The 19,878-nt window shown below is 64.4% G+C and carries 17 protein-coding genes; 8 read left to right on the top strand and 9 right to left on the bottom strand.

Annotation, left to right across the window (positions count from 1 at the left end; translation table 11 throughout):
* Positions 1-24: 24 nt before the first annotated feature.
* Positions 25-939, top strand: a complete 915-nt coding sequence (locus AB0N05_RS27615) for a 2-hydroxyacid dehydrogenase (protein WP_364698946.1) — start codon at positions 25-27, stop codon at positions 937-939.
* Between the two features lie 22 nt (positions 940-961).
* On the opposite strand, the gene AB0N05_RS27620 is transcribed toward AB0N05_RS27615, so the two are convergent.
* Positions 962-1,564, bottom strand: coding sequence for a hypothetical protein (locus AB0N05_RS27620; RefSeq protein ID WP_364698948.1), 603 nt, complete (start codon positions 1,562-1,564; stop codon positions 962-964).
* Between the two features lie 466 nt (positions 1,565-2,030).
* Here AB0N05_RS27620 and AB0N05_RS27625 point away from each other — a divergent pair, with 466 nt between their 5' ends.
* Together AB0N05_RS27625 and AB0N05_RS27630 are read left to right on the top strand one after the other, a co-directional pair.
* Positions 2,031-3,149 carry a hypothetical protein gene (locus AB0N05_RS27625; RefSeq protein ID WP_364698950.1) on the top strand — a complete coding sequence of 373 codons (1,119 nt, stop codon included), beginning with the start codon at positions 2,031-2,033 and terminating at the stop codon, positions 3,147-3,149.
* A 702-nt stretch (positions 3,150-3,851) separates the two neighbouring features.
* On the top strand, positions 3,852-4,484 hold the full coding sequence (locus tag AB0N05_RS27630) for a hypothetical protein (protein WP_364698952.1): 633 nt from the start codon (positions 3,852-3,854) through the stop codon (positions 4,482-4,484).
* 1,162 nt (positions 4,485-5,646) lie between these two features.
* Here AB0N05_RS27630 and AB0N05_RS27635 read toward each other — a convergent pair.
* Positions 5,647-5,868, bottom strand: a complete 222-nt coding sequence (locus tag AB0N05_RS27635) for a VOC family protein (protein WP_364699138.1) — start codon at positions 5,866-5,868, stop codon at positions 5,647-5,649.
* A 241-nt stretch (positions 5,869-6,109) separates the two neighbouring features.
* Here AB0N05_RS27635 and AB0N05_RS27640 point away from each other — a divergent pair, with 241 nt between their 5' ends.
* Positions 6,110-6,490: a hypothetical protein gene (locus tag AB0N05_RS27640; RefSeq protein WP_364698954.1), complete on the top strand. Its 381-nt coding sequence runs from the start codon at positions 6,110-6,112 to the stop codon at positions 6,488-6,490.
* A gap of 289 nt (positions 6,491-6,779) precedes the next feature.
* The gene (locus AB0N05_RS27645) at positions 6,780-7,136 is read left to right on the top strand and encodes a hypothetical protein (protein ID WP_364698956.1); all 357 of its coding nucleotides are present in this window, start codon (positions 6,780-6,782) and stop codon (positions 7,134-7,136) included.
* A 78-nt stretch (positions 7,137-7,214) separates the two neighbouring features.
* Here the strand turns inward: AB0N05_RS27645 and AB0N05_RS27650 are convergent, their stop codons facing one another.
* From AB0N05_RS27650 to AB0N05_RS27660, 3 genes are all read right to left on the bottom strand, one after another.
* The gene (locus tag AB0N05_RS27650) at positions 7,215-7,916 is read right to left on the bottom strand and encodes a transposase (protein WP_364698958.1); all 702 of its coding nucleotides are present in this window, start codon (positions 7,914-7,916) and stop codon (positions 7,215-7,217) included.
* A gap of 83 nt (positions 7,917-7,999) precedes the next feature.
* The gene (locus AB0N05_RS27655; RefSeq protein WP_364698960.1) at positions 8,000-8,320 is read right to left on the bottom strand and encodes a hypothetical protein; all 321 of its coding nucleotides are present in this window, start codon (positions 8,318-8,320) and stop codon (positions 8,000-8,002) included.
* 25 nt (positions 8,321-8,345) lie between these two features.
* Positions 8,346-8,537, bottom strand: coding sequence for a hypothetical protein (locus AB0N05_RS27660; RefSeq protein WP_364698962.1), 192 nt, complete (start codon positions 8,535-8,537; stop codon positions 8,346-8,348).
* Positions 8,538-8,557: 20 nt separating this feature from the next.
* On the opposite strand from AB0N05_RS27660, the gene AB0N05_RS27665 reads away from it, so the two are divergent.
* Positions 8,558-8,980, top strand: coding sequence for a hypothetical protein (locus AB0N05_RS27665; RefSeq protein ID WP_364698964.1), 423 nt, complete (start codon positions 8,558-8,560; stop codon positions 8,978-8,980).
* A 68-nt stretch (positions 8,981-9,048) separates the two neighbouring features.
* Here the strand turns inward: AB0N05_RS27665 and AB0N05_RS27670 are convergent, their stop codons facing one another.
* From AB0N05_RS27670 to AB0N05_RS27680, 3 genes are read right to left on the bottom strand one after another with little or no spacing between them, the layout of a single operon-like run.
* Positions 9,049-10,686, bottom strand: a complete 1,638-nt coding sequence (locus AB0N05_RS27670; RefSeq protein ID WP_364698966.1) for a hypothetical protein — start codon at positions 10,684-10,686, stop codon at positions 9,049-9,051.
* Between the two features lie 9 nt (positions 10,687-10,695).
* A complete protein-coding gene (locus AB0N05_RS27675) occupies positions 10,696-11,889 on the bottom strand; it encodes a VCBS repeat-containing protein (protein ID WP_364698968.1) in 1,194 nt (397 codons plus the stop codon).
* A gap of 14 nt (positions 11,890-11,903) precedes the next feature.
* Complete coding sequence (locus AB0N05_RS27680; protein WP_364698970.1) at positions 11,904-13,637, bottom strand: hypothetical protein; 1,734 nt, start codon at positions 13,635-13,637, stop codon at positions 11,904-11,906.
* A 263-nt stretch (positions 13,638-13,900) separates the two neighbouring features.
* On the opposite strand from AB0N05_RS27680, the gene AB0N05_RS27685 reads away from it, so the two are divergent.
* Together AB0N05_RS27685 and AB0N05_RS27690 are read left to right on the top strand one after the other, a co-directional pair.
* On the top strand, positions 13,901-15,145 hold the full coding sequence (locus tag AB0N05_RS27685; RefSeq protein ID WP_364698972.1) for a helix-turn-helix domain-containing protein: 1,245 nt from the start codon (positions 13,901-13,903) through the stop codon (positions 15,143-15,145).
* A gap of 170 nt (positions 15,146-15,315) precedes the next feature.
* Positions 15,316-16,347 (top strand): AraC family transcriptional regulator, encoded by a 1,032-nt coding sequence (locus AB0N05_RS27690; protein WP_364698974.1) that lies wholly within the window; start codon positions 15,316-15,318, stop codon positions 16,345-16,347.
* A 176-nt stretch (positions 16,348-16,523) separates the two neighbouring features.
* Here AB0N05_RS27690 and AB0N05_RS27695 read toward each other — a convergent pair whose 3' ends face one another.
* Complete coding sequence (locus tag AB0N05_RS27695; RefSeq protein ID WP_364698976.1) at positions 16,524-19,802, bottom strand: BTAD domain-containing putative transcriptional regulator; 3,279 nt, start codon at positions 19,800-19,802, stop codon at positions 16,524-16,526.
* Positions 19,803-19,878 lie beyond the last annotated feature (76 nt).

Raw genomic sequence — 19,878 nt, forward strand, 5'->3', positions numbered from 1 at the left:
CGGACATCCGCTACCGTCGCATCCATGACGGTGACTGTGCTGGTTCCGGACAGCTACGGCCTGTCGGCGATCTCCAAGCTGGCAGGAACACGGGCGGTGCGTTTCAAACCGGGAGACCCACTGCCGATCGGGGCCGATGAGGCCGAGGTCTTAGTGCCCGGTTTCCTCGTCGGCCCCGATGCCGTGCGTATGGCCTGGTCGCTGCCGAAACTGCGCCTGGTCCAACTGCTCACCGCCGGAGCCGAGAACTGGGTGGGGAAACTGCCCGAGGGCGTGGCGCTGTCCATCGCGCGCGGGGCGCATGGGGCCAGCACCGCCGAATGGGTGCTGACCGGATTGCTCTCGATGTATCGGGAATTCACCGAATTCGCGGTGGCGCAGCGCGAACACCGCTGGACCCAGCATCAGACGGATTCGCTGCACGGCAAGCGGATTCTGATTGTCGGCGCGGGGGATCTGGCCGCCGAGCTGCAACGCAAGCTCGCCCCGTTCGACACCACCGTGACTCTCGTCGGCACCCATGCCCGCGCGGGCGTGCACGGGGTGGACGAACTTCCCGATCTGCTGGGGCATTTCGATGTCGTCGTGCTCGTGGTGCCGGTGACCAGCCGCACCACCGGCATGGTGGATGCGGCGTTCCTGGCCCGGATGGCCGATGGCGCTGTTCTGGTGAATGCCGCCCGCGGACCGGTCGTGCGCACCGATGACCTACTCGCCGAACTCCAAAGCGGCCGTCTGCGCGCGATTCTCGATGTCACCGATCCGGAACCGCTGCCAGCAGGGCATCCCCTGTGGGATGCGCCGGGTCTGCTGCTGACCCCGCATGTGGGTGGCAGCAGCCGGGGCAGTCAGGAGCGCGGCTGGGCCATCGCGGCCGAGGAGATCGCGCGCTATCTGTCCGGTGAGCAGCCACAGAATCTGGTGAACGGCGAATACTGATCTCCCCCTGGAGATCTCACCGCTACAGCGTGTCGGTATCTATCGGCCGATTCATTGTCCGCCACTCGCGTTCCCAGCGTGCGTGGCGCCGCGCGTCCAACGCGGTTCCGGTGATCCATACCGTCGCCGCAGTCGCGCACCAGGTCTCGACCAGCACCGCAATCCCGGTGCCGATCCCCTCCGCAGCCGCCGCACCCGCCCGAGTCGGCGCGGTAGTGGGCTTACCATCCTTGCTGATCCAGATCTGCACGGTAGCCCCCGCGGCCTGCGGCCCCGTCACATCGACCTTGGCGTTCTCGGTATGCCCATCGAAAAGCCATTGCACGGGAGCCTCATACCGATCCGGCGGATTACGCAGCCGATCCGAATCCAGCAGCCGCTGAGCATCCGAGGTAAGCGTCGCACTCACCTGAGCCTTCCCGGCATCCGCACTGGCAATCCGATCCACGGCCCCCGTATAACTCACGGTCCCAATAGCACCCGCCATCGGCACCGCCCCCACCGCCACCACCACCGCAAGCCCCCGCAACACCACCTCGACCCGATCCGAGACACGCATCAGCGGACTGGGGTTCCACGGTCGCACCTGCCACAGGCGCCCCGGCAGTTTCGCGCTCTTCGACACCAGGCCCACCTCTCTCCATGGCGCCGCCGTACCTCTTACATCGGTAGCATTACCCACCCTGATACACCTCGAACCTGGAAAACGTCAAGGTCACAGCGTTGTGTCTGCATCAAGCCGCCTCCAGATTCACGTTTTGCTCACGTTTTGAGGGGCGCAGGGACTCCATGGCCACCACATTGTCGACCGCGGGTCGGATGTAGCCCTCTGGATCGATGTAGTGCGCCGTAGCGACTGTGGACGCCTCCGCATGACCCAGTTGGGCACTGGCGCGCAGCGGTTCTCCCGTCTTGCCCGTCACGTGTGTCGCGGCGGTATCCCGGAAGTTGCCATACTGAACCCATTCCAGCGACGTGCCCCGGACTGCGCCAAATGCGGCACCAGGCTGAGCGCGTATAACGACGAATCCTTCTGTGCCGCATGCGAGCCCAACATCTTGGAGCCGCCGGACCTGCCGCACAACTTCTGGTTGACCGACCAGATGCACGATGCCCTCGCCACCTGGCATATGGGCCGAGTGATCTATGCCTACCGAACCCACCCCTACCACGGGAATCTGCTGGCGCAGGAATTGGTGGCAAGCTGGCTGGGACTCAGCCAAAGCCAATTGAGCAGGCTCGAGGTCGGCACCGCACCCGAGCAGCTGAGCAAGCTGATTCACTGGGCCGAGACCCTCGAGGTCCCGGGCGAACTTCTGTGGTTCAAGCTGCCGAAGCGAAACGTCGATGCCCTCGACGATGTGAACCGGCATGGATTCCTGCGAGCCGCCGCAGCGGTCACGCTCGCCCCGGGAACGCTGCTGGAGTTGATTGCGGATCTGAGGTCGACCCCGGTACCAGCGACCGTCGGACAAGAAGACATCGAAGAGATCCGCACCGCCGCCAGGCAGATCAGCTCATGGGACGCCGGCAACGGCCGCGGGCTCGTCCGCGAAGCCGTGCTTGCACAGCTGCGATATGCGGTACGGCTTCTCGATGCGAACGCTACACCGAGGGACAAGGCGGAACTCCGCTCAGCGGTCGGATTCCTGAGCCACACAGCCGGATTCATGGCTTTCGATCGCTATGACCATGAGGACGCACGTGCCATGTTCGACCTGGCGTTAGGATGCGCCGAGGAGTGCCGGGACTGGAACCTCCGGGCAAAAGTGCTCTCATCCATGGCCCGGCAGTCGATCTGGACGGGCGATCTCGACAACGGGCTCAAATCGGTCAGGATGGCCTTCGAACGATCCGACCGGCTGACCGCGACAGAACGAGCGATGCTGCACACAACCAAGGCTCGCGCATTGGCCAAGCAAGGCAGAGTGCAGGACACCCTCCTCGAAATAGGCAGGGCGCATCGGGTCCGCGCGCGGCGGTGCCTGGTCGGTGAGCTGCGCGGGTGTGGGTGGTGTTCCGGTCGAGGCCCACTGCCACAGCGGCTCGACCTCGCCGCTGACCCCGCCCAGGACGTGAGTGATCGCTGCGATCGAGGGCCACGACGGCAGCCGGGCCTGCGTCGAGAATGCCCGCGAGACGGTGGTGCGGCTGACCTGAGCCCGGATCCCGATCGTCCGCAAACTCAACTCCGGGTGTTCGCCGCGTAGTTACAGAAGCGCTGGAGCAACGCCTCACGCCCCCTGCCCGCGGTGGCACACCTCGGGTTTACACGCTGCCATCCTTGTCACAGTGACGCAGTCCACACAGCGGATTCCGACCGATTCTCATGGCTGTGACCTGTGGCAACCCTGGTGTGACAAGGGTTGCCAATCCGGTGTGACAGGCACACCCCTTCCGTTGACAGTGGTGTTCCAGCTGAAGTTGCCCCACCGATGCTGCACCCGATCAATCCAGGAAGGGCAGGTGGGGACATGTTCACAACACGACACACGGGAATCGCCGCCTCGCTCGCCACGGCGGCCGCAATGGGACTACTGGCCTCGAATACGCACACCGCCGCTGCCGACACGGTCCCGGACAAGAACCGGGTCGTGGACACCGACGACGGCTGGCACCTGCATTCCGGTTCCGGCCCAAGGTGCCGGGCCAGCCCTCCACCGCACCGACAATCCCCACCCCCTTGGAGGCCAGTCAGTTCGGACCTAATTTGGTGGGTGCCGTCGGTTCGAAACTTGGCGCCAGCCTCACTCGATCTTCACAGCTTCCGGGAGTGCAACAGGTTCGCGGGCAAATAGAGGATCCTCCGGGACCCAGCGCCCCCGATAACTACACGCACTGGACTATCGATACGGATAATCCAGTATATCGCGGCAACGAATTGGGGCAGCACCCCGGATAACTCGCTAACTTTGGAAAACTATAATGTTAAAGATTGGTATTGGGATCCGGACGGAAAGGTGCGCGATCAGGTTAGAGCCCTGGGAAAGCTGACCGTCCATGAGCTAAAGGATAGGTATCATGCGCCTACCGCCGCAAAACTCGTGGACCATTACCTCGGCGGCACCGGCAAGTCGTACGAACTTGATACTGCCACCGTCGACCGCTTTATAAAGGAAGATTCCACGCAATATCCAAACACCGATCCGCCCTCTAAGGTAATTGAAATGGACCGCCTTAATACAATGGCGGCAGCGGTGATTGAGACCGAGAAGACCGGCAAGCCAGCCAAGGTGACAATGACGAGCCCCTGGCAGGTTGTTGGTGGCTCAAGTCAGGATTCAGTACTATCGCTCGGCCACTACAGCATATCGACTACTACCGTTGCAATTGCTGAGCCGGGGCCATCTGGGCAACACCGAGTGCAATGGTGGCAGGAGGTTCATATCTACGACCAGACTGTATATGGCTCGAACTCGTCGGAGTATCCAGGTTTGCAGCAGACTGCCATTAACAACCTCTTTGAAGCCGAACAATGGGGAATTGCCAAACCCTTCATAACGTGGGGCACCAGTTCCGTGATGTCAGGCGGCGAACTAATGTAGGGAGATAGCGGTGAATCATCCGGAGAGGAATCAAAGAAAATTGCGAAACCGCCGAACTTCGCATGCTATCGGCGGAGTGCTCGCGGGTTTCATCCTGGCCATCTCGTATGCCTACCTCGCTGGTAAAATCCAAAAATGGACACACGTGCCACCGCCAGAGGTGCTGGAACTAGGCACTCTTGAGGATCGTTTCAGGAGGCTGACCGGAGGGTATTGGGTCAGCTGGATAGTCCCTTTCGCTTCAGTCCTTCTGGTTTCAATTTCCGCCTTACTGATATCGCGGCGAACTAAGGCATTTATATTAGCACTCGTTGCGACATTCCTACTTCTCGGAGGGGCAATTGCAATTTTCGACATATTATTCAATCTGGGAGGCGTTCCCCCAGGATGGGACGTACCGGTATCAAGCAGATCGATTACAGACGGTGAGTGCACCCCCGCCTCGGTGAGTATCTCATCGAGTTTCTCGGAGTAAAGCTGTGACTTCTGACAGGACCAAATCAGGTCGGCTGGCGGGATCGATCGTCGTGGGTGCAGCGGTTGTCATCTGCTGTGGCCTGACGATCAGTTCCTGCGCTACGTAGCAGCGCTACTGGCGACAGGTCTGCCACTTCAAACTCAACGGCGGTCACTCCGTCAAGTGATACACAGCCATCCGTTACGTAGCTGGACAGCTGCCACGCGGCTGGCGATTACCACTGTCGCGCTGCTACCGGACGGAAACCTGTTAATCGGCTCTTGGCGATCGGTGGACGACCCATCCAATGAACGGGTATTCAATGCCGACGAGTCCACCACAGATGGAACACTGGAAAATCCGCAAACGTCACCTGACCACTGGGATTTGGTATTCAGTCGAAAGCATGCCCGATAAGGCGGGATGGCGACCTCCTGGCCCGCAATTGTTGCGGGTTGTTCAGATCTCGGCAAAGGCGGGTTCTTCTGTAGGGATGCTGTTTTATTCCGTTCATTTCCTAGGCCCGAACAGTCTTGAACTCGTATTTGTCAACTGCGCGAGCACGTCAGCACCCCGCAGGCCAGATCCGAGAGCATCGAGAAGTTCCTCGAAGACCTCGAGGCGCTGGCCAACTCGGCTCCGGCCGCGCGGGAACGGCCGCGAACCAAGTGGCAGTGAACTACTGAGTCTCTGAATGAACTGAAGTCAGGCCGGTTGCCGGCCGGTCAGGCAGTATGGCTGACCGGCCGGATCCGCCATGACCAGCCAATGACGCCCGCGCTCGAGGCGTCGTGCACCCAGTTTCTCGTGCCAGACGGCGGTGGCCTCGATATCGGTGCAGGCCAGATCCACGTGCGCCGAGGTCGGCCGGTCCTCGTCGAGGCGTTGCTGCAGCAGGCCGACCGGCAGCGGCGAATCCGGTTTCAGCCGTCGGGAGGATTAGTCATCATCACGGCCACAGCTACCTGATGGCTATCGTGAGGAGATGGAGCACCGACTACCAGCGTCTGACAGACAAAAGCTTCTGGACCTAGCCACTGCAAGAGACATCAACGAGGTCGCTTCGCTGACCTTTTGGAGCAACTCGTCCTACCCCGCCGACTGGCGCAGCGGACGTCTAGGCATCCCGCTCGATCGGGTTCCTCCCCCTGTGGGAATCGTCGTACTGATGAGCGTGTTCGAGAACGAGATTCACAACGGCGGCTACGAACAATTCCTGTACAACCGCCCCTCCGAACTGTTCTACGTTCCTGGCACGCTGCGCTTCTTGGGCCAACCAGAACTCGCCTCAGCCTGTTTATCGGCCGCGCACCATGTCCACTCCACGTCACAGCTCCCAGCCTGGGGCGGCGAGCGGCCCGTATTGACCGGGCCACGAGGGGTCTTCGACGGGTATTTCGCAACCGAACAGGCCGCGCTCGATGAGCACGCCGAACCAGTCTCCCTTCGTCAGGTCGACGACATGTATTACAGGGTTGCGGACGACCTTCGACGGGCGACAAGCGAGTTGATTACGCAAAGAATCGACGATTACGTCCAGCCCCAGTAACCACAAAGTGAACGCCCTGATCTGCCGCTTACAAGGCTGTTCGGAGCTGCCTCGGCGGCACCGCCGAAGATCAACCGGCCGTACTGATCTGAGGCTGGACGAACGTCCGCACCGAGAAACGCGCATTGCAGCCGAGTTCTGCCGTACCCCCTTCATGCCCCCGGCTCGGCGGCACCGCCGGACGGGCTTGCCGAATGTCTCACCGCCCGAAATGCGATCTCGGGCATAGCGAGACCGGGGTCGCTATCGTGACGGGATGCACCGTATGCTCCGCCCGGCAGGACAGGCATTGGCCTGGCTGGCCGCTCTCTCGGCATTGGCCGCCGCCCTCTCCAGCATCGCCGATCTGCACCACGCCGGAAACGAAACACTGGTGGTTCAGGCGTGGCGTATGTACGGCCTGTTCCTGTGCGCCGGGTTGTTTGCGGTGCTGGCGCGCCAACCCGACCGCAACGGCGCGATTTGGGCGCTGATGATCGCGAACAAGCTCGCCCTGACGGTGACCGCGATCTACTTCCTCGACAGAGGCGGGGTCGCGGACGCGGGCACGACCGTCGCATGGGACGGCGGATTAACCGTCGCACTAATTGCCGCGTTCGTATTGTGTTCGCTCGGTACCCGCGCACGTGCTCGCGCGGATATCTGATTCGACCATTCGCCCCCGACTACGCGCGTTCCGTCGGCAGGGTTCTGATCGCTCGTCCGCTCACGGCACCCCTCTATGTCAAGACGTCGTTGCAGGTGTGGGGTTAGCCTGTTTGTTGGGTCCGGGATGTGGCTTGTCCGAAGGATCGGTGTGCGGGTTGGAGCCGGTCGCGCTGGAGTCAAGAGTCGTTCCCGATTGCCCTCCCGGGCCTGCCAAATCACGCCGCTGCTGATCGGCGAGCATCCGGGCATAGACCACGTTCGACAAGCGGCGCTTGAGCGCGCGGACGGCTTCCATCGAGGTCTTCCCGCCCGCTCTGCGGCCCTCGTAATAGAGCCGCCCCGGAGTACGGTTGCGCAGTTGAACGATGGCCATGATGTGCAACACTCGGTTGATCTTGCGGTTCCCGGCGTGGGAAAGCCGGTGCCGCTGTTGATCACCCGACGACGCATCCAAGGGTGCGGTGCCGTTCCACGACGCGAACCGGTCCCGGTCCCGGAACCGGCGGATATCGCCGGTATCGGCCAAAAGCCTCGCCGCGGAAGAAGGACCGATTCCGTGCAGGTCCATCAGCGTGGAGCCGCGTTCGGCGACCAACTGCCGTAGTTCTTTGTCCGCCGCTTTGGTCTTGCGGTCGATGGTTTCCAGGTCCTCGATCAATTCGACGACCAAACGCATCCGGACCCGCGCGGGCGCATCTGACGGTCGACCGCGGGTCGGATGTAGCCCTCTGGATCGCAGGTACTCCCGGTAGATCTCTATACAGTCGAATTCTTCCATCGATATCCCTACCTCGCGCTCAGCCCTACCGGGCAATGCCACCAACCGCCGTTGCTGGTGATCCACGGCGGACCCGACTGGGATCACAGCCACCTCCGGCAACCACTTGACCGCCTCGCCGACTCGAAACATCTTCTGCTGCCCAACCTTCGAGGGCACCACGCCACCCAGAAGCGGCGGTGCACGAACAGACGCTCCGGGCGGTCGGTTCGGGTGGGCGTGGTCAGCTGTTCCATTCGGGGAATGGTGTAGCCGAGATCGTCGAGCTGGTCGGCGAACTCGGGGCTGACCAGATACAACCCGTCCGCGCCGATGAGCGCGTCGTGGGGCTCGTGATCGAAGACGAACCCGCCGGTGTGGTCGCGGTGTCCGACCGGGCGGGAGCGAAAGACCCAGTAGTCCATGGTGTTTGTGCCTTTCGGTGTGGCCTCAGCCCTCGGCGGGGATGTCGGCGATCTGGTCGTCGGTGAGGTCGTAGTATTCGCGCAAGCTACGACGGCGCTCAGTGTCGAGGAACGCCAGCATCGCCGATCGATCACCCTTGTGAGCCAGCGTTCGGAACGCTTCCCAGAACGGGCGATCCTGGCTGTACCACTGGCCCTGCTCGATCAAGTTGAGCACGTCTTCGATGACCGGTAGCGGTGACCGGTCCCAGCCTGATCAACCTCGCAGTCGTCCGGCCGTATCCGCAGGCGATCGCCGGCACCCCGAGGCAGTGGCACTACGACAGCGCGACCGCAACGTTCACTCTTCGATACACTGCCCGCCGCGCCGATTCCGGTGAATCGTTCACTCCGGCGGATCGCACGGAAGTGTATCTGCCCCAAAGCAGCTATCCCAGCGGCTACCAGGTCGAAGTCCAAGGCGCACACGTGATTTCGGCATCCGCTGCCCGACTGCTTCAACTCACCACCGATCCCGGCGAAGACTCCGTATCAACACCGCCGCCGCCGAATTCCTCCATGTCCAGCGGTTCGGCGGTGAGGTCGTCGGTTGCGCTGGCTCGACCTGAACACGACGCTGTCAAGCAGGGCGGGATCTACCTGCGTGAATGCAATTATTGACATGAAACGAATCGGCTGCTCGCCTGCCGCTGCTGCGAATGCCGCCAGTCAAGCGGATCGAAAACTGGTTATCCGGTGACGAAGGTGGTCAAGCCTTGCACCACCGCGTCATTGGGCCCACCGGCGACCGCGTCCGCTTGGGTGTAGCCGGGCACGCGAACCGTGTCCGAAGGCCAGGCGAGACCGGCGTTCGCCAGTGGCAGGTGGAAGCTGTTGCCACCGACCGTGACGTAGTGCGGGAGGGTACGGGTCTGCTCGGGGTGGCGGAATCCGGCGAGACTTCCGTCGTGGACGCCCGACAGGATCGCGGTGATGTCGGCCGCCCAGCGGGTCGGCACGGTGGAATCGACCCAGGATTGCGATCCGAGCATCGTCGCCATTCGTGCGGCGATCACCGAAATCGGTTGCTTATCTTCGTCATTGCGCCAGCCGTACAGGGCCGTCCGATCCGTGGGCGCGACCCGATCCGCCCCACCGGTGAACGCGGCGAACAGGTCGCCGACTGCGGGGAGATTCCGAAGCTGCCCGGGAAGCGGGAAGTGCCTGTCGATCACGGGACCGCCGGACAATGTTCCTGTTGTGGTCGCGAAAATCGGGAGGTTGAGGGAAGTGCCGCCGATCATGGTGCCGAGCAGGCCGAGCCCACTGAAGCGATAGTCCTGAATCACGTTGGTACCCAAAGCGATATCCGCCGAAGACTGACCGAAATTGATTCTGTTGGTCCACTCGACCGGCCCGGTCCGCGGGAACTGCTGGTGCAGGGTTGTCTCCTCGTCCCCCTCGGCCACCGCTTCCAAAGCCGTGATCGGCAGCAGCATCGCCGCTTCCGGGCCCAGCACCGGCAGTCCTGCCAGAGGGCTTGGCAGCGTCCCGTTCTCGATCGCTGCCACCGCTGCCGTGTAGCCCTGACCCATCAATCCCGAGGCCCATTTCAGGATCGGGTTTGTCTCGATCATCAAGGGATCGGGGTCGAGCGGGCCGTCGAGCGCGAACAACCCTGCGCAATTCTCGCCACCGGGTCGCCCGTCGAAGTCCCAGTCGGCGAAGATCATGGTCTGCAATGCGCCGGTGCCGTGGCCGCCGCAGAACGCTTTGGTGCGACGGAATTCGGGCGAGGGCAGCTCCCGGGTCAGCACCTCGTACTGGTCTCGCACGATCTGTTCGATGCCTAGGTCGGAGAGGTAGCGGTCCTGCCCGAAGCCCGCGAAGGTATGACCATCGATCGGCTTGCCGTGGAAATAGTAGTCCAAGGCCGTCGAGGCATCCCCGGAGGCAAGCCCCGTCGAGTCCATCGCACACGCCGAACGCATGGGTAGCGACCACCATTCGACCGACCTGCCGCGCACCTTGGCCCCGGACAGCGTGCTGCGTGCGATGCCGTCGAGCGACACCGCGCCACGCGAGACGAACGGCTGCGCAAGCAGCACCCCGTTCCCGCGTTGCGGGTCCTCCGGGCTATCGGAGAACCGATAGCGCAGGTAGCTGATCCAATCGCAGGCTTCCGGATGCGGTGCCGCAGTGTGTAGTAGCGAACGCAGCTTGACCTCGGAGACCACGATTCCGTCGGCGAGATCCACTACGGTTTCGGTGCGCTCGCCGGACGCGGCCTGAGCGTCCTCGGCGGAGGCGACCGGGCCGGAGAGCAGTCCTGCGGTGAGTATGAGCGCGGTGGCGGCACCGAACAGCCGCCAGGGCATCTGAATCATTTGTCCCGACTATCGGGCGGTGGGTGTGTTGTTGTGCAGGACCGACACGTCCTGCGACAGTGCGCTCATCGACAGAATCGAAGGCTGCCGGGTCCGGTCCAGCTGCGCGGTGATCGCCCCTTGCCCGCCCAGTCCGATGGTGTGGTTCTCCGTGTACTCGAAGCCGCGATGCCCGTTGCCCCGGTAGATCACCGCCAGCGAGGGCACGAACTGCATCACCGCGATATCGGTGATCCCGTCGCCGTCGAAGTCGTCGATCGCCAGCGCGCACGGCGTGAACGATCCGGCCGTCAGCTGTGGCGGTCCGAAATTGCCCGCGCCGTCGCCGTATTGGACCGAGAAGCTGAAGGCCGCCGCATTGGCGGTGACCACGTCGAGATTGCCGTCGCCATCGACGTCGGCGACCTTCATGTCCTCGGCCAGCAAGGGGATGAAATTCCAGCGAGGTGCCTCGAACCCGCCATGGCCGTCGTTGAGCTGCACCCAGAAGCCGGAGGCAGCGGCGTCGGAGGTGATCAGATCCGGTCGGCCGTCGTTGTCGATGTCGCCGGTCTGGACCACCGTTTTCGCCAGCCCGACCCCGTACCAGGCCGGGCCGGTGAAATGGCCCGCGCCGTCGTTGCGCATGATGCCCACCCCGCCGGGCACCGGCACAAGACTGTTGATCGCCAGATCCGGGTGACCGTCGCCGTCGAAATCGGCGACCGCCGCACCCACTGGAACGCCCCCGGTCCGTTGTGTCACAGTCGGATTCGGGTCGGTGGCATAGGTGCGATCGACGGTGAAACGGCCGTGGCCGTCGTTGAACAGCACGCTGACACTGAAGAAGTTCGTCACCACCAGATCCAGCCGGCCCAGGCCGCGCAGGTCGGCGGCCACGACCGAGTTCGTGCCGATCTCGGTGTGGTAGAAGGCGGTTCGCGTCAGCTGTCCGTGCCCATCGCCATTGAGGATCGCGACTCCGTCGACGACTCCGGTGGCGGCGAGATCAAGATTGCCATCCCGGTCGAAATCGCCGGTCGCCATGGTTTGCGACACGATGGTCGGGCCGAGACCGCCCACCGGATACTGCACCGAGTCACTGAAGATCGGCACGGATGTCGTTCCCGATCCCGAATCGACAGGCGTCGCGATGGCGGCGGGGGCGAACGCTCCCGCGGCGACGGCCGAAACCGCCGCTACCGCCAGATATGTTGTGCGCATGCGTGTTCCCCGTGTCAGCCGAGGGTGCGGGTGACGAAGTCGGCGACGGTGATGCTGACTCGTTCGGGTTGGCCGTCGTTCTGTTCGGCCGAGCCTTCCAGGGTGTCCATGTGGGTGCGGTCTGGCACCTTCACTTCATGGGTGGGGTCGCTCCAGCCGATGTCGTAGGTGGATCCGGCGAGGCGGCCGGTGATGGCCACATGCGGCACGCGGTCGATGGAGTCCTCGGGCAGCAGTTCGGGAAAGCCGTCGCCGTGGTAGCCGAGGAAGATATAGACGAATTCATCGACCATCAGCCGCAGGCTCTCGTAGCGCGTGGTGTAGTCGAGCTTTCCGGAGCCGACATTGCGGGCCACGTCCACCGCATCGGCCTTGGCCTCGATATTGGTGTCGGTCCAGCCGTTGAGGCGGCCGGTCGGGTCGGCGGGCATGACCGTGGGCCCGAAACTGAGCGCGGCACCGAGAGTGTTGCCCAGGAACGGGATCGCCGAGATCTGCGGCGGCACCGTGAAGTACTTCGGAACGGTCGGGCCGTCGAAGGTACCCATCTGGGTGGAGAAGAACGTGGGCTGCGAAGACGTCGAGTACAGCGAGCCCAGGGTCGCCATGTTCGTCAACCGCCAGTCGCGGAAGTCGGTCCCGGCGACCGCGGTGGGCAGGTCGAGTCCGGTCTGTTGCGATACGAACGAGCCGGGCAGCTGCAATGGATTCTGGGTGAACAGCGCGCTGAGCACGAGGTTCAATCCCGGATTGTGCGGAATCGCCGCGGGCAAGGTGCTTTCGGCGTCCGGCCGCAGGCGCGCTCCGATCGCGGCGACGTTCATCAGCGTCTGGTAGTCGGCGAACGCCTGGGTCGTCTTGTCCAGGTCTATGGCCCGGCCGCCGTCGGCGAGCAGATCACCCAGCGGCCCGGTCGGCAGGACGTTGCCGATATCGGCCGGGAGCAGACCGGACTTGATCAGCGCGACCGCCGACGAATACGACAGGTTCTGGAATACGTCCTTCAGCTGGCGCACTCCGGGTACCGCGTCGATCCAGCGGTGGAGTGGTTCGGCGTCGGCGAAGGTGTCGAAGACGGTGTCACCGGCGATCTGGTCCCAGCCCGGTCCGTCCGGGAAGACCCAGCGCGCATAGGTATTGGCCAGCAGGCCGCCGAAGGAATGCCCGCCGATGAACAGCTTCCGCTTGCGCATCGCCGGGTCGGGCAGCTCGTGGCTGTTGATGAAATACCAGTCCTCGGTGACCTGCTCGGAGCCGAAGTCGCTCAGCCACGCCTGCTCCGCACGCGTCGGCGGATGGTAGGTCTGGCCGTCGACGCTGCCGCCCTTGAAGTAGTAGTCGACCGCGATCTGCGGGTCATTGTTGGCAAGTGCGGCGACCGCGCCGGTGCGGTCCTCGAGGCAGTTGTTGCGCCGCGACATCGACCACACCTCGGCGGACTTGCCCTGGTCGGCGAGTTGGTGCAGGGAATTGACCGCCAAGGTCTGCTGCGAGGCGGCATCCATCGTGATGCCGGGCTGCCACGACAGGATCGCATCGGCACGCGATGAATCGGCCGGACCGTTCGCCAGGCGATAACGCAGGAAGCCGATGCGGTCACAGGCCGCCGGATGCGCAGCGTCCGAGGCAGGGAGCGGAGCATCCCATTCGACCTCCGAGACCACGACATCGCCGATACGATCCACCACCGATTCGCTGCGCCCCGCCGGGGCGGCTTCCGCCGTCACCGCAGCGAAAGTCGTGCTCACCGTGGCCGATACGACGAGGGGCGCAAGCAACGCGGTTACCGGTCGACCCCACCCTGACAAACCCATGAACACACTCACCTTCAAGACCTCATCGTCTCAACCTGACCACTGGACTGACTCGCGAGTAAGTTAGCACTGATTACGGGCTGGTTGCCCTCAGGCAGACTCACATGGCAGATTCTGTCGACACCGTGACTACAACGGTCATACCCCGTCAGGCGAGCACATGGATGAAGCGCCGAACTCAGTCGATCGGAGACCGCGTGAAGTACGCATCCCTGGCATGGGTTGCTCGCGCCCTCCAGCCCCATCGGGAATCGATCACCACGGCCTTGATCAACGAGACCGAACAAACCATGAGCAGCGCCGGCGATATCGAGCTACGTGACCTGCTCGCGGCCAGCACTACCGAGAACGTCGTCGCCGTCCTGAATGCGATGGCCAACAGTATCGATCCCGCGACCGTCGTACCGCCGCCCGCCACCATCGCCTATGCCCGCCGTCTCGCCCGCGAAGGACGCCCGCTGTCGGCGTTGCTGCGCGCATACGCGATCGGCCAAGCCCGGATGATCGCCGCCCCCGTGGCGGTCGTGCTGGAGTCGGATACGCCCGACAAGGCCGAACCGATCGCCCTGATCATGGATTTCGCCGCGGTCTACGTCGACCGCATCACGGCACAGGTCGGCGAGACGTACGAAACCGAACGCGACCGCTGGCTCAATCGCCGGCATGCCGCGCGGCGCGAATGGGTCCAGCGACTGATCGAGGACGAGGACCCCGACGTCGCCGCGGCCGAGGACGCACTCGGGTATCAGCTGAACCGTCTCCACTTGGCCGCCGAGGTATGGACCGCGCCAGCAACCTCGTTCGTGGAAACGGCCCGGGCGCTGGAACAGGCCACCCAGCTACTCGCCGAGGCGGCCGGTGCGATCGGCCCCGCCCTCATGCTGCCGACGGGCGACCGGGATCTGCGCCTGTGGCTACCGGTGAATGTCGACCGGCCCTGCGCAATCGACCGCCTCACAACAGAATTGGCGGAATCACTGCTCCCTGTACGCATGACGCTCGGGTCTGCGCATTCGGGTTTGACCGGCTTCCGGCTTTCGGCCCGCGCGGCGGCCCGCGCCAAGACCCTGGCGCTGGCGGCAGGCGACGCCGCACCGAAAGTCGTCTCCTTCGAATCCATCGCGCCCTTCGCGCTACTCGTCGACGAGCCGGAGGAATTGGCATCGCTGATTCGCAGAGTCCTCGGTTCGCTGGCACACGACGACGACAAGACCGAACTCCTGCGCGACACACTCGAAGTGTTCCTCGCCGAGGGCGGCAGCTACGCGCGGACAGCGGCGAAGCTGCTGGTGCACCGCAATACCGTGCAATACCGGATTCAGCGAGTCACCGGTAAGCACGGGGTGAACCTCACCGGCGACACCTTCGACCTGCGCTTTGCTCTGGGGGTATGCCGCTGGCATCGTCGCGCGGCACTGGTGCCGCCGACAGATCAGGACTAACCGGCCTCCGGGTTCCGCAACCGGTCCGCGCCTTGTGCGGCGAACCCGAGACGGCCCGACGAATACTGTGCGCAGAGCACAAATTTTCGGCAGCCACCGTGCCTCGCCACATCCGATCCCTAGCCTGGAGCCCGGCCAGGTGAGCGCGAAGGAGAGTTCCGGAATCCGTTATGAGCACTTTCGATTGGAATTCCCCACGCAATGCGTCAGGCGTGCACGCGCTGACCTGCATGGCCGATGAGCGAGGCATTCCGGCATTGGACTGTCTGGCGAGCACCGGCGTACTGCCTGAACAGCTACTCGACCCCGCCATGCGGATCCCCGCTCACGAGGAACTGCGAGTCGTGCGGAATATGCTCGAACGCTGCGACTCCGAACCGGGACTGGGCATCGCCGCGGGCAGCCGTCTTCCTCTCGTCGTGTACGGCCCGCTGGGTGTAGCTCTCCTTTCCAGCCCCACAGTGCGCTCAGCAATAGATTTGGCGATGGATTGCCTCGACCTGACATTCGCGTTCTGCCGGATCGAATTGGAAACGAATTGGGGCGAGGCACGGCTCGTCATCCACGACTCCGGGACGCCACCGGATGTGCGCCCATTCCTTGCTGAACGAACGCTGACGAGCATCCGACTACTCGCCGACGAACTACTGGGGACGCAAATCCCACTGCACCGGATCGAGTTTCAACATTCCGCACCGATCTCGACCGCCCGGCATCGGCGAATGTTCGGAATCGAACCGATCTTCGACGCGACCAGCACCTCGGTGTCCTTCGACCGCACCTGGCTCGACCAGCCATTGCCGCAGGCCAACGCATGGGCTCGCCACACGGCGGAAACCACCTGCCGCGCCCTGCTCACCACATACAAGTCGCCCCTCGGAACCACGGATCTGGTGCGGAAGTTCCTGTCCGAAAATCCTACGGCCCTACCGTCTCTGAGCGCCATGGCCGAACGATTGTTCATCAGTCGACGCACACTGACCCGCCGCCTGGAAGCGGAAGGCACTTCCTTTCGCACCCTCATCGAGGAGTCCCGCCGAACCGTGGCGGTCGAACTGCTCACACACACCGACCTGACCACCGGCCAGATCGCCACCCACCTCGGATACTCCGCCTCCTCGCCATTCATCCGCGCCTTCCGGCACTGGCACGGTTGCCGCCCCCAGGAATTCCGGGCCGGAATGGTGAAACGCTCGGCGTGAGAATCCGTGATGCGGCCGTTCGCACGAGCGATGCGGAATAGCGAACCGGACTCCAGTTTTCACTCCCACTTCGGCACCGGAAACCCAGGAATCCCCAGGACGGCCCGGGAAGTTCAGGGAACCCCGCACCCACCGAAGGACCAGCCGCGCCGTCATCCCCGCGTTTGGTGGGGCGATCAGTGCTCGATCAGTACGGCGGCCGGTTCGTTCAGATGAGCGGCGAACTTGTCCAGGAAGCTCGAGACCGGACCCAGGCTCATCCACCCCGCGCCCGCTCCGACGTCTTCGCCTGCGGCGGGAAGTAGTTCGCGATAGGCGAGTTCGACCCAGTCGGTACGGTCCAACGCCATGCCGACCGTGCCGACCAGACCCATCTGCGCCTCGAACAGGTAATCACGGCGAATCAGTTCGGCGCGCTCGGCGACCACTCGGGCTTCCTCGATGCGGCCCGACTCGATGAGCGCCAGCGCGTGTACCCACCCCTTCATTCCGAAGTTACCCGTCTGTTCGTTGAATTCGCGCAACTCCTCGACCAGATCCGCGACCATGTGCTGCGGCCAGAGGTTCTGCGTCCAGAGCCGGGAGAACCGCGAGTAATTCCGCAGGGACCGTTCGACGCCCCAGAACCCGGCTTCGGCGAAGTCGTCGGCGACGGCGGCGTAGGCGCACTCCGACTCGGCGAATCGGCCCTGCTTCTGTAGCCACAGTGCATGGAAGAGATCGGCCATCCGCACGCCCTGTGGCAGGTCGAATCGAATGGACAACTCGCGCAACGCTTTCGCATGCCCGGCTGCGATATCGAAGGCCCCGACGCCGGCGTGGCCGCACATGAGGAAGTAGTAGCCCAGTGCCTGCGCCGCGATTCCCAGATCGTGCCGCTGCGCCACGGCCAGCAGTTCGGCGCCGATCGCGGTGCGCTCGGCCGAGAGACCGGCGCGATGGTATTCGCTGTGGAAGCGAGCGTTGAGCGCCCGCACGAGGTATCCCGGGTGGTCCAGCCGGCGGGCCATCTGCTCGGCGGCGGCGGCCACACCGGCCGCCTGACCGTCGCCGCTGCTGGTCAGCTCCAAGGACAGGTTGATCAGCACCGTGCAGCGGGCGCTGCTGTCACCGAGGGGAAGCTCCTCGAGGACCTGCCGCATCAGTTGCACCATCGGATCCGCGACGATGCCGTAGTTGCCGCGGTCGCTCCAGAACACCGGGACCTCGAAGGCGGCGATCACCTCGGCGGCGAGTGCTGGATCATGCAGTGCCACAGCCGATTCCAGCGCCTGTATGCGATGCTCGCGGGCCGCCATGGCCGCGCCGGACAGCGCGAGGGCGCGCGCCAGCCCCATCACCAGTTCGAGCCGGTTCCGCGGGTCGGACCCGGGTGCACGGTCGGTGGCCTCGAGGGCGGCGCGCCACCAGCGGGCGGCATCGGAGTGCGCGAATCTGGTCTGGGCCAATTCCGCTGCGGCGCGGGCATATCGGGCCGCGGCGTCCGACCATTGGGCACCGGCGGACAGGTAATGATGTGCGAGCGCGGTGACATTGTCGGGTCGGACGGCCTCGATGGCCTGTGCGGCCTGTGCGTGCCATCGGCTGCGGCGGAGTCCGAAGATGGTGGTGTACAGGGTGTCTCGGATCAGCAGATGCGAGAAGCGGAGGTCGCCGTCGCTCGTCTCTTCGAGCAGTCCGAGTAACACCGCGTTCTCCAGTGCGTCGATGACGGCGTCCTCGCAGACCCCCTCGGCCATGGCGGTGAGCACCTCGACATCGACCTCGCGGCCGAGGACGGTCGCCCGGTGCAGCAACACCTGGGCGTCGAGCGGGAGCAGAGCCACCCGCCGCAAGATGACATCGCGGACGCCGGTGGGCACCTTCGATAGCGATCGGGTCCCGTCGGAGGCGAGCAGGCGGGCGGTTTCCTGGACGAAGAACGGGTTGCCGGAGGTGCGTTCGGCGATCGCGTGCAGCGTCGATTCGCCGACTTCCACACTGGCGGTCACGATTTGGGCGATCGCGTCGAGGCCGAGGCCGGTCAGCGCCAGTCGAACCGGGGCCCGCGGTGCGATTCGTGCGATCGTTTCCGTGAGGGCGGGCGCCTCCTCGTGCGGCCGGTACGCACCGACCAGCAGGACCCGTATATCGCTGCGCTCCTGTGCGATTCGAGCGAACATTGTCAAGGATTCCGCATCGGCGCGATGCAGATCGTCCAGCATGATCAATAGGGGTTGGTGCGCGGCCACCGCGGCGATCTCGTCGGCGAGCGCGCGGTGCATGCGGAACCGTGCGATCGCGGCGTCGCCGTCGACACTCACGCCGTCGAGCAGGGGAGCCAGGGCGCGCGCCGCCTCGGATGCGGGCGGGAAACCGGCCTCGATCAGGCCGTGCAGGATCTCGGTCCATGGCCAGCCCGGTGGGATGCCCTCGTCCTCGGGGCAGCGACCCCAGACCGGCAGCCAGCCGTCGGCGGAGAGCCGCTGAGTCAGCTCGACGGCCAGCGCTGTCTTCCCGCCGCCCGGTTCAGCGGTGATCAGTGCGACCCGAAGCCGTCCCGCCGCAGCATCTTCCGCCGCCGCCAGCAGCACCGCGAGCTCCTCATCGCGCCCCACCAACGACACCGACTCGGGGTTCGGCCGCGACACCCGATCGAGAATATGCGTCGTGGTGGCGGACCGGCGGTCCGATTCCGGCCGAGTGACCCTGTCGGGAGCCAAATATGCCGCCTGCGCGAGGATGTCGGCTTCGAGTTGCCGCAGTCCGGGCCCGGGGTCGATGCCAAGCTCATCGGCCAGAGTTCGGCGGGCCTGCCGCAGCGCATCCAATGCCTCGGCCTGCCGCGCCGAGCGGTACAGGCCGGTGGCGAGCAACCGCCACCCTTCCTCCCGCAACGGGTAGTCGGCGGTGTACTCGCGCAGATCCGCGACAACCTCGGCCGCGCGACCCAGCCGCAGCGCCAGCTCGGCGCGCCGTTCGACCGCGCGGGACCACAATTCGGTCAGCCGGGTGATCTCCCCGCCCACCCAGGCGATGTCGTTCAGGCTCAGGTACGGCCGCCCGCGCCCCCACAGCGCGAGCGCGGAGTCCAACCGCGCCAAGGACTCGTGCGGGGCGTCGGCATTATCGTCGGCACCCCGCACGAGCTGTTCGAAACGCCAGGCGTCCACCGCGTCGTTGTCGATGCGCAGGGCGTAGCCCGGTGGACTGCTCACCAGAATGCGCGCCGGTGTGCGCGGGGCTCGTTCGGGCTCGAGTACCCGCCGTAGGTCGGCGACGAAGGTCTGCAACGTCCCCAACGCCTTGGCCGGTGGCGTATCCGGCCACATCTCCCCGACGAGAACATCCACCGGAACCGCCCGTCCACGTGCGATCAGCAGACGTGCCAGCACCTCCCGATGCCGGGGACGAATCTCCAGTGCATCATCTCCCCGTGTGACGTCGAACGTTCCCAACACCTTGAAGCGCAACATTTGCGCGACAGCTTACGGAGCATCGCGGACGGGTGAGTACCCGCGCTGATCCCATTGCGGGTGTTGACGGGCTGTC

The sequence above is a fragment of the Nocardia sp. NPDC051030 genome (assembly GCF_040683015.1).
Taxonomy (GTDB): domain Bacteria; phylum Actinomycetota; class Actinomycetes; order Mycobacteriales; family Mycobacteriaceae; genus Nocardia.

Coding starts and splice junctions, on each gene's coding strand:
- AB0N05_RS27615 (WP_364698946.1), top strand. CDS start 25: ATGACGGTGACTGTGCTGGTTCCGGACAGCTACGGCCTGTCGGCGATC.
- AB0N05_RS27640 (WP_364698954.1), top strand. CDS start 6,110: ATGAGCGTGTTCGAGAACGAGATTCACAACGGCGGCTACGAACAATTC.
- AB0N05_RS27650 (WP_364698958.1), bottom strand. CDS start 7,916: ATGGAAGAATTCGACTGTATAGAGATCTACCGGGAGTACCTGCGATCC.
- AB0N05_RS27655 (WP_364698960.1), bottom strand. CDS start 8,320: ATGGACTACTGGGTCTTTCGCTCCCGCCCGGTCGGACACCGCGACCAC.
- AB0N05_RS27670 (WP_364698966.1), bottom strand. CDS start 10,686: ATGATTCAGATGCCCTGGCGGCTGTTCGGTGCCGCCACCGCGCTCATA.
- AB0N05_RS27675 (WP_364698968.1), bottom strand. CDS start 11,889: ATGCGCACAACATATCTGGCGGTAGCGGCGGTTTCGGCCGTCGCCGCG.
- AB0N05_RS27690 (WP_364698974.1), top strand. CDS start 15,316: ATGAGCACTTTCGATTGGAATTCCCCACGCAATGCGTCAGGCGTGCAC.
- AB0N05_RS27695 (WP_364698976.1), bottom strand. CDS start 19,802: ATGTTGCGCTTCAAGGTGTTGGGAACGTTCGACGTCACACGGGGAGAT.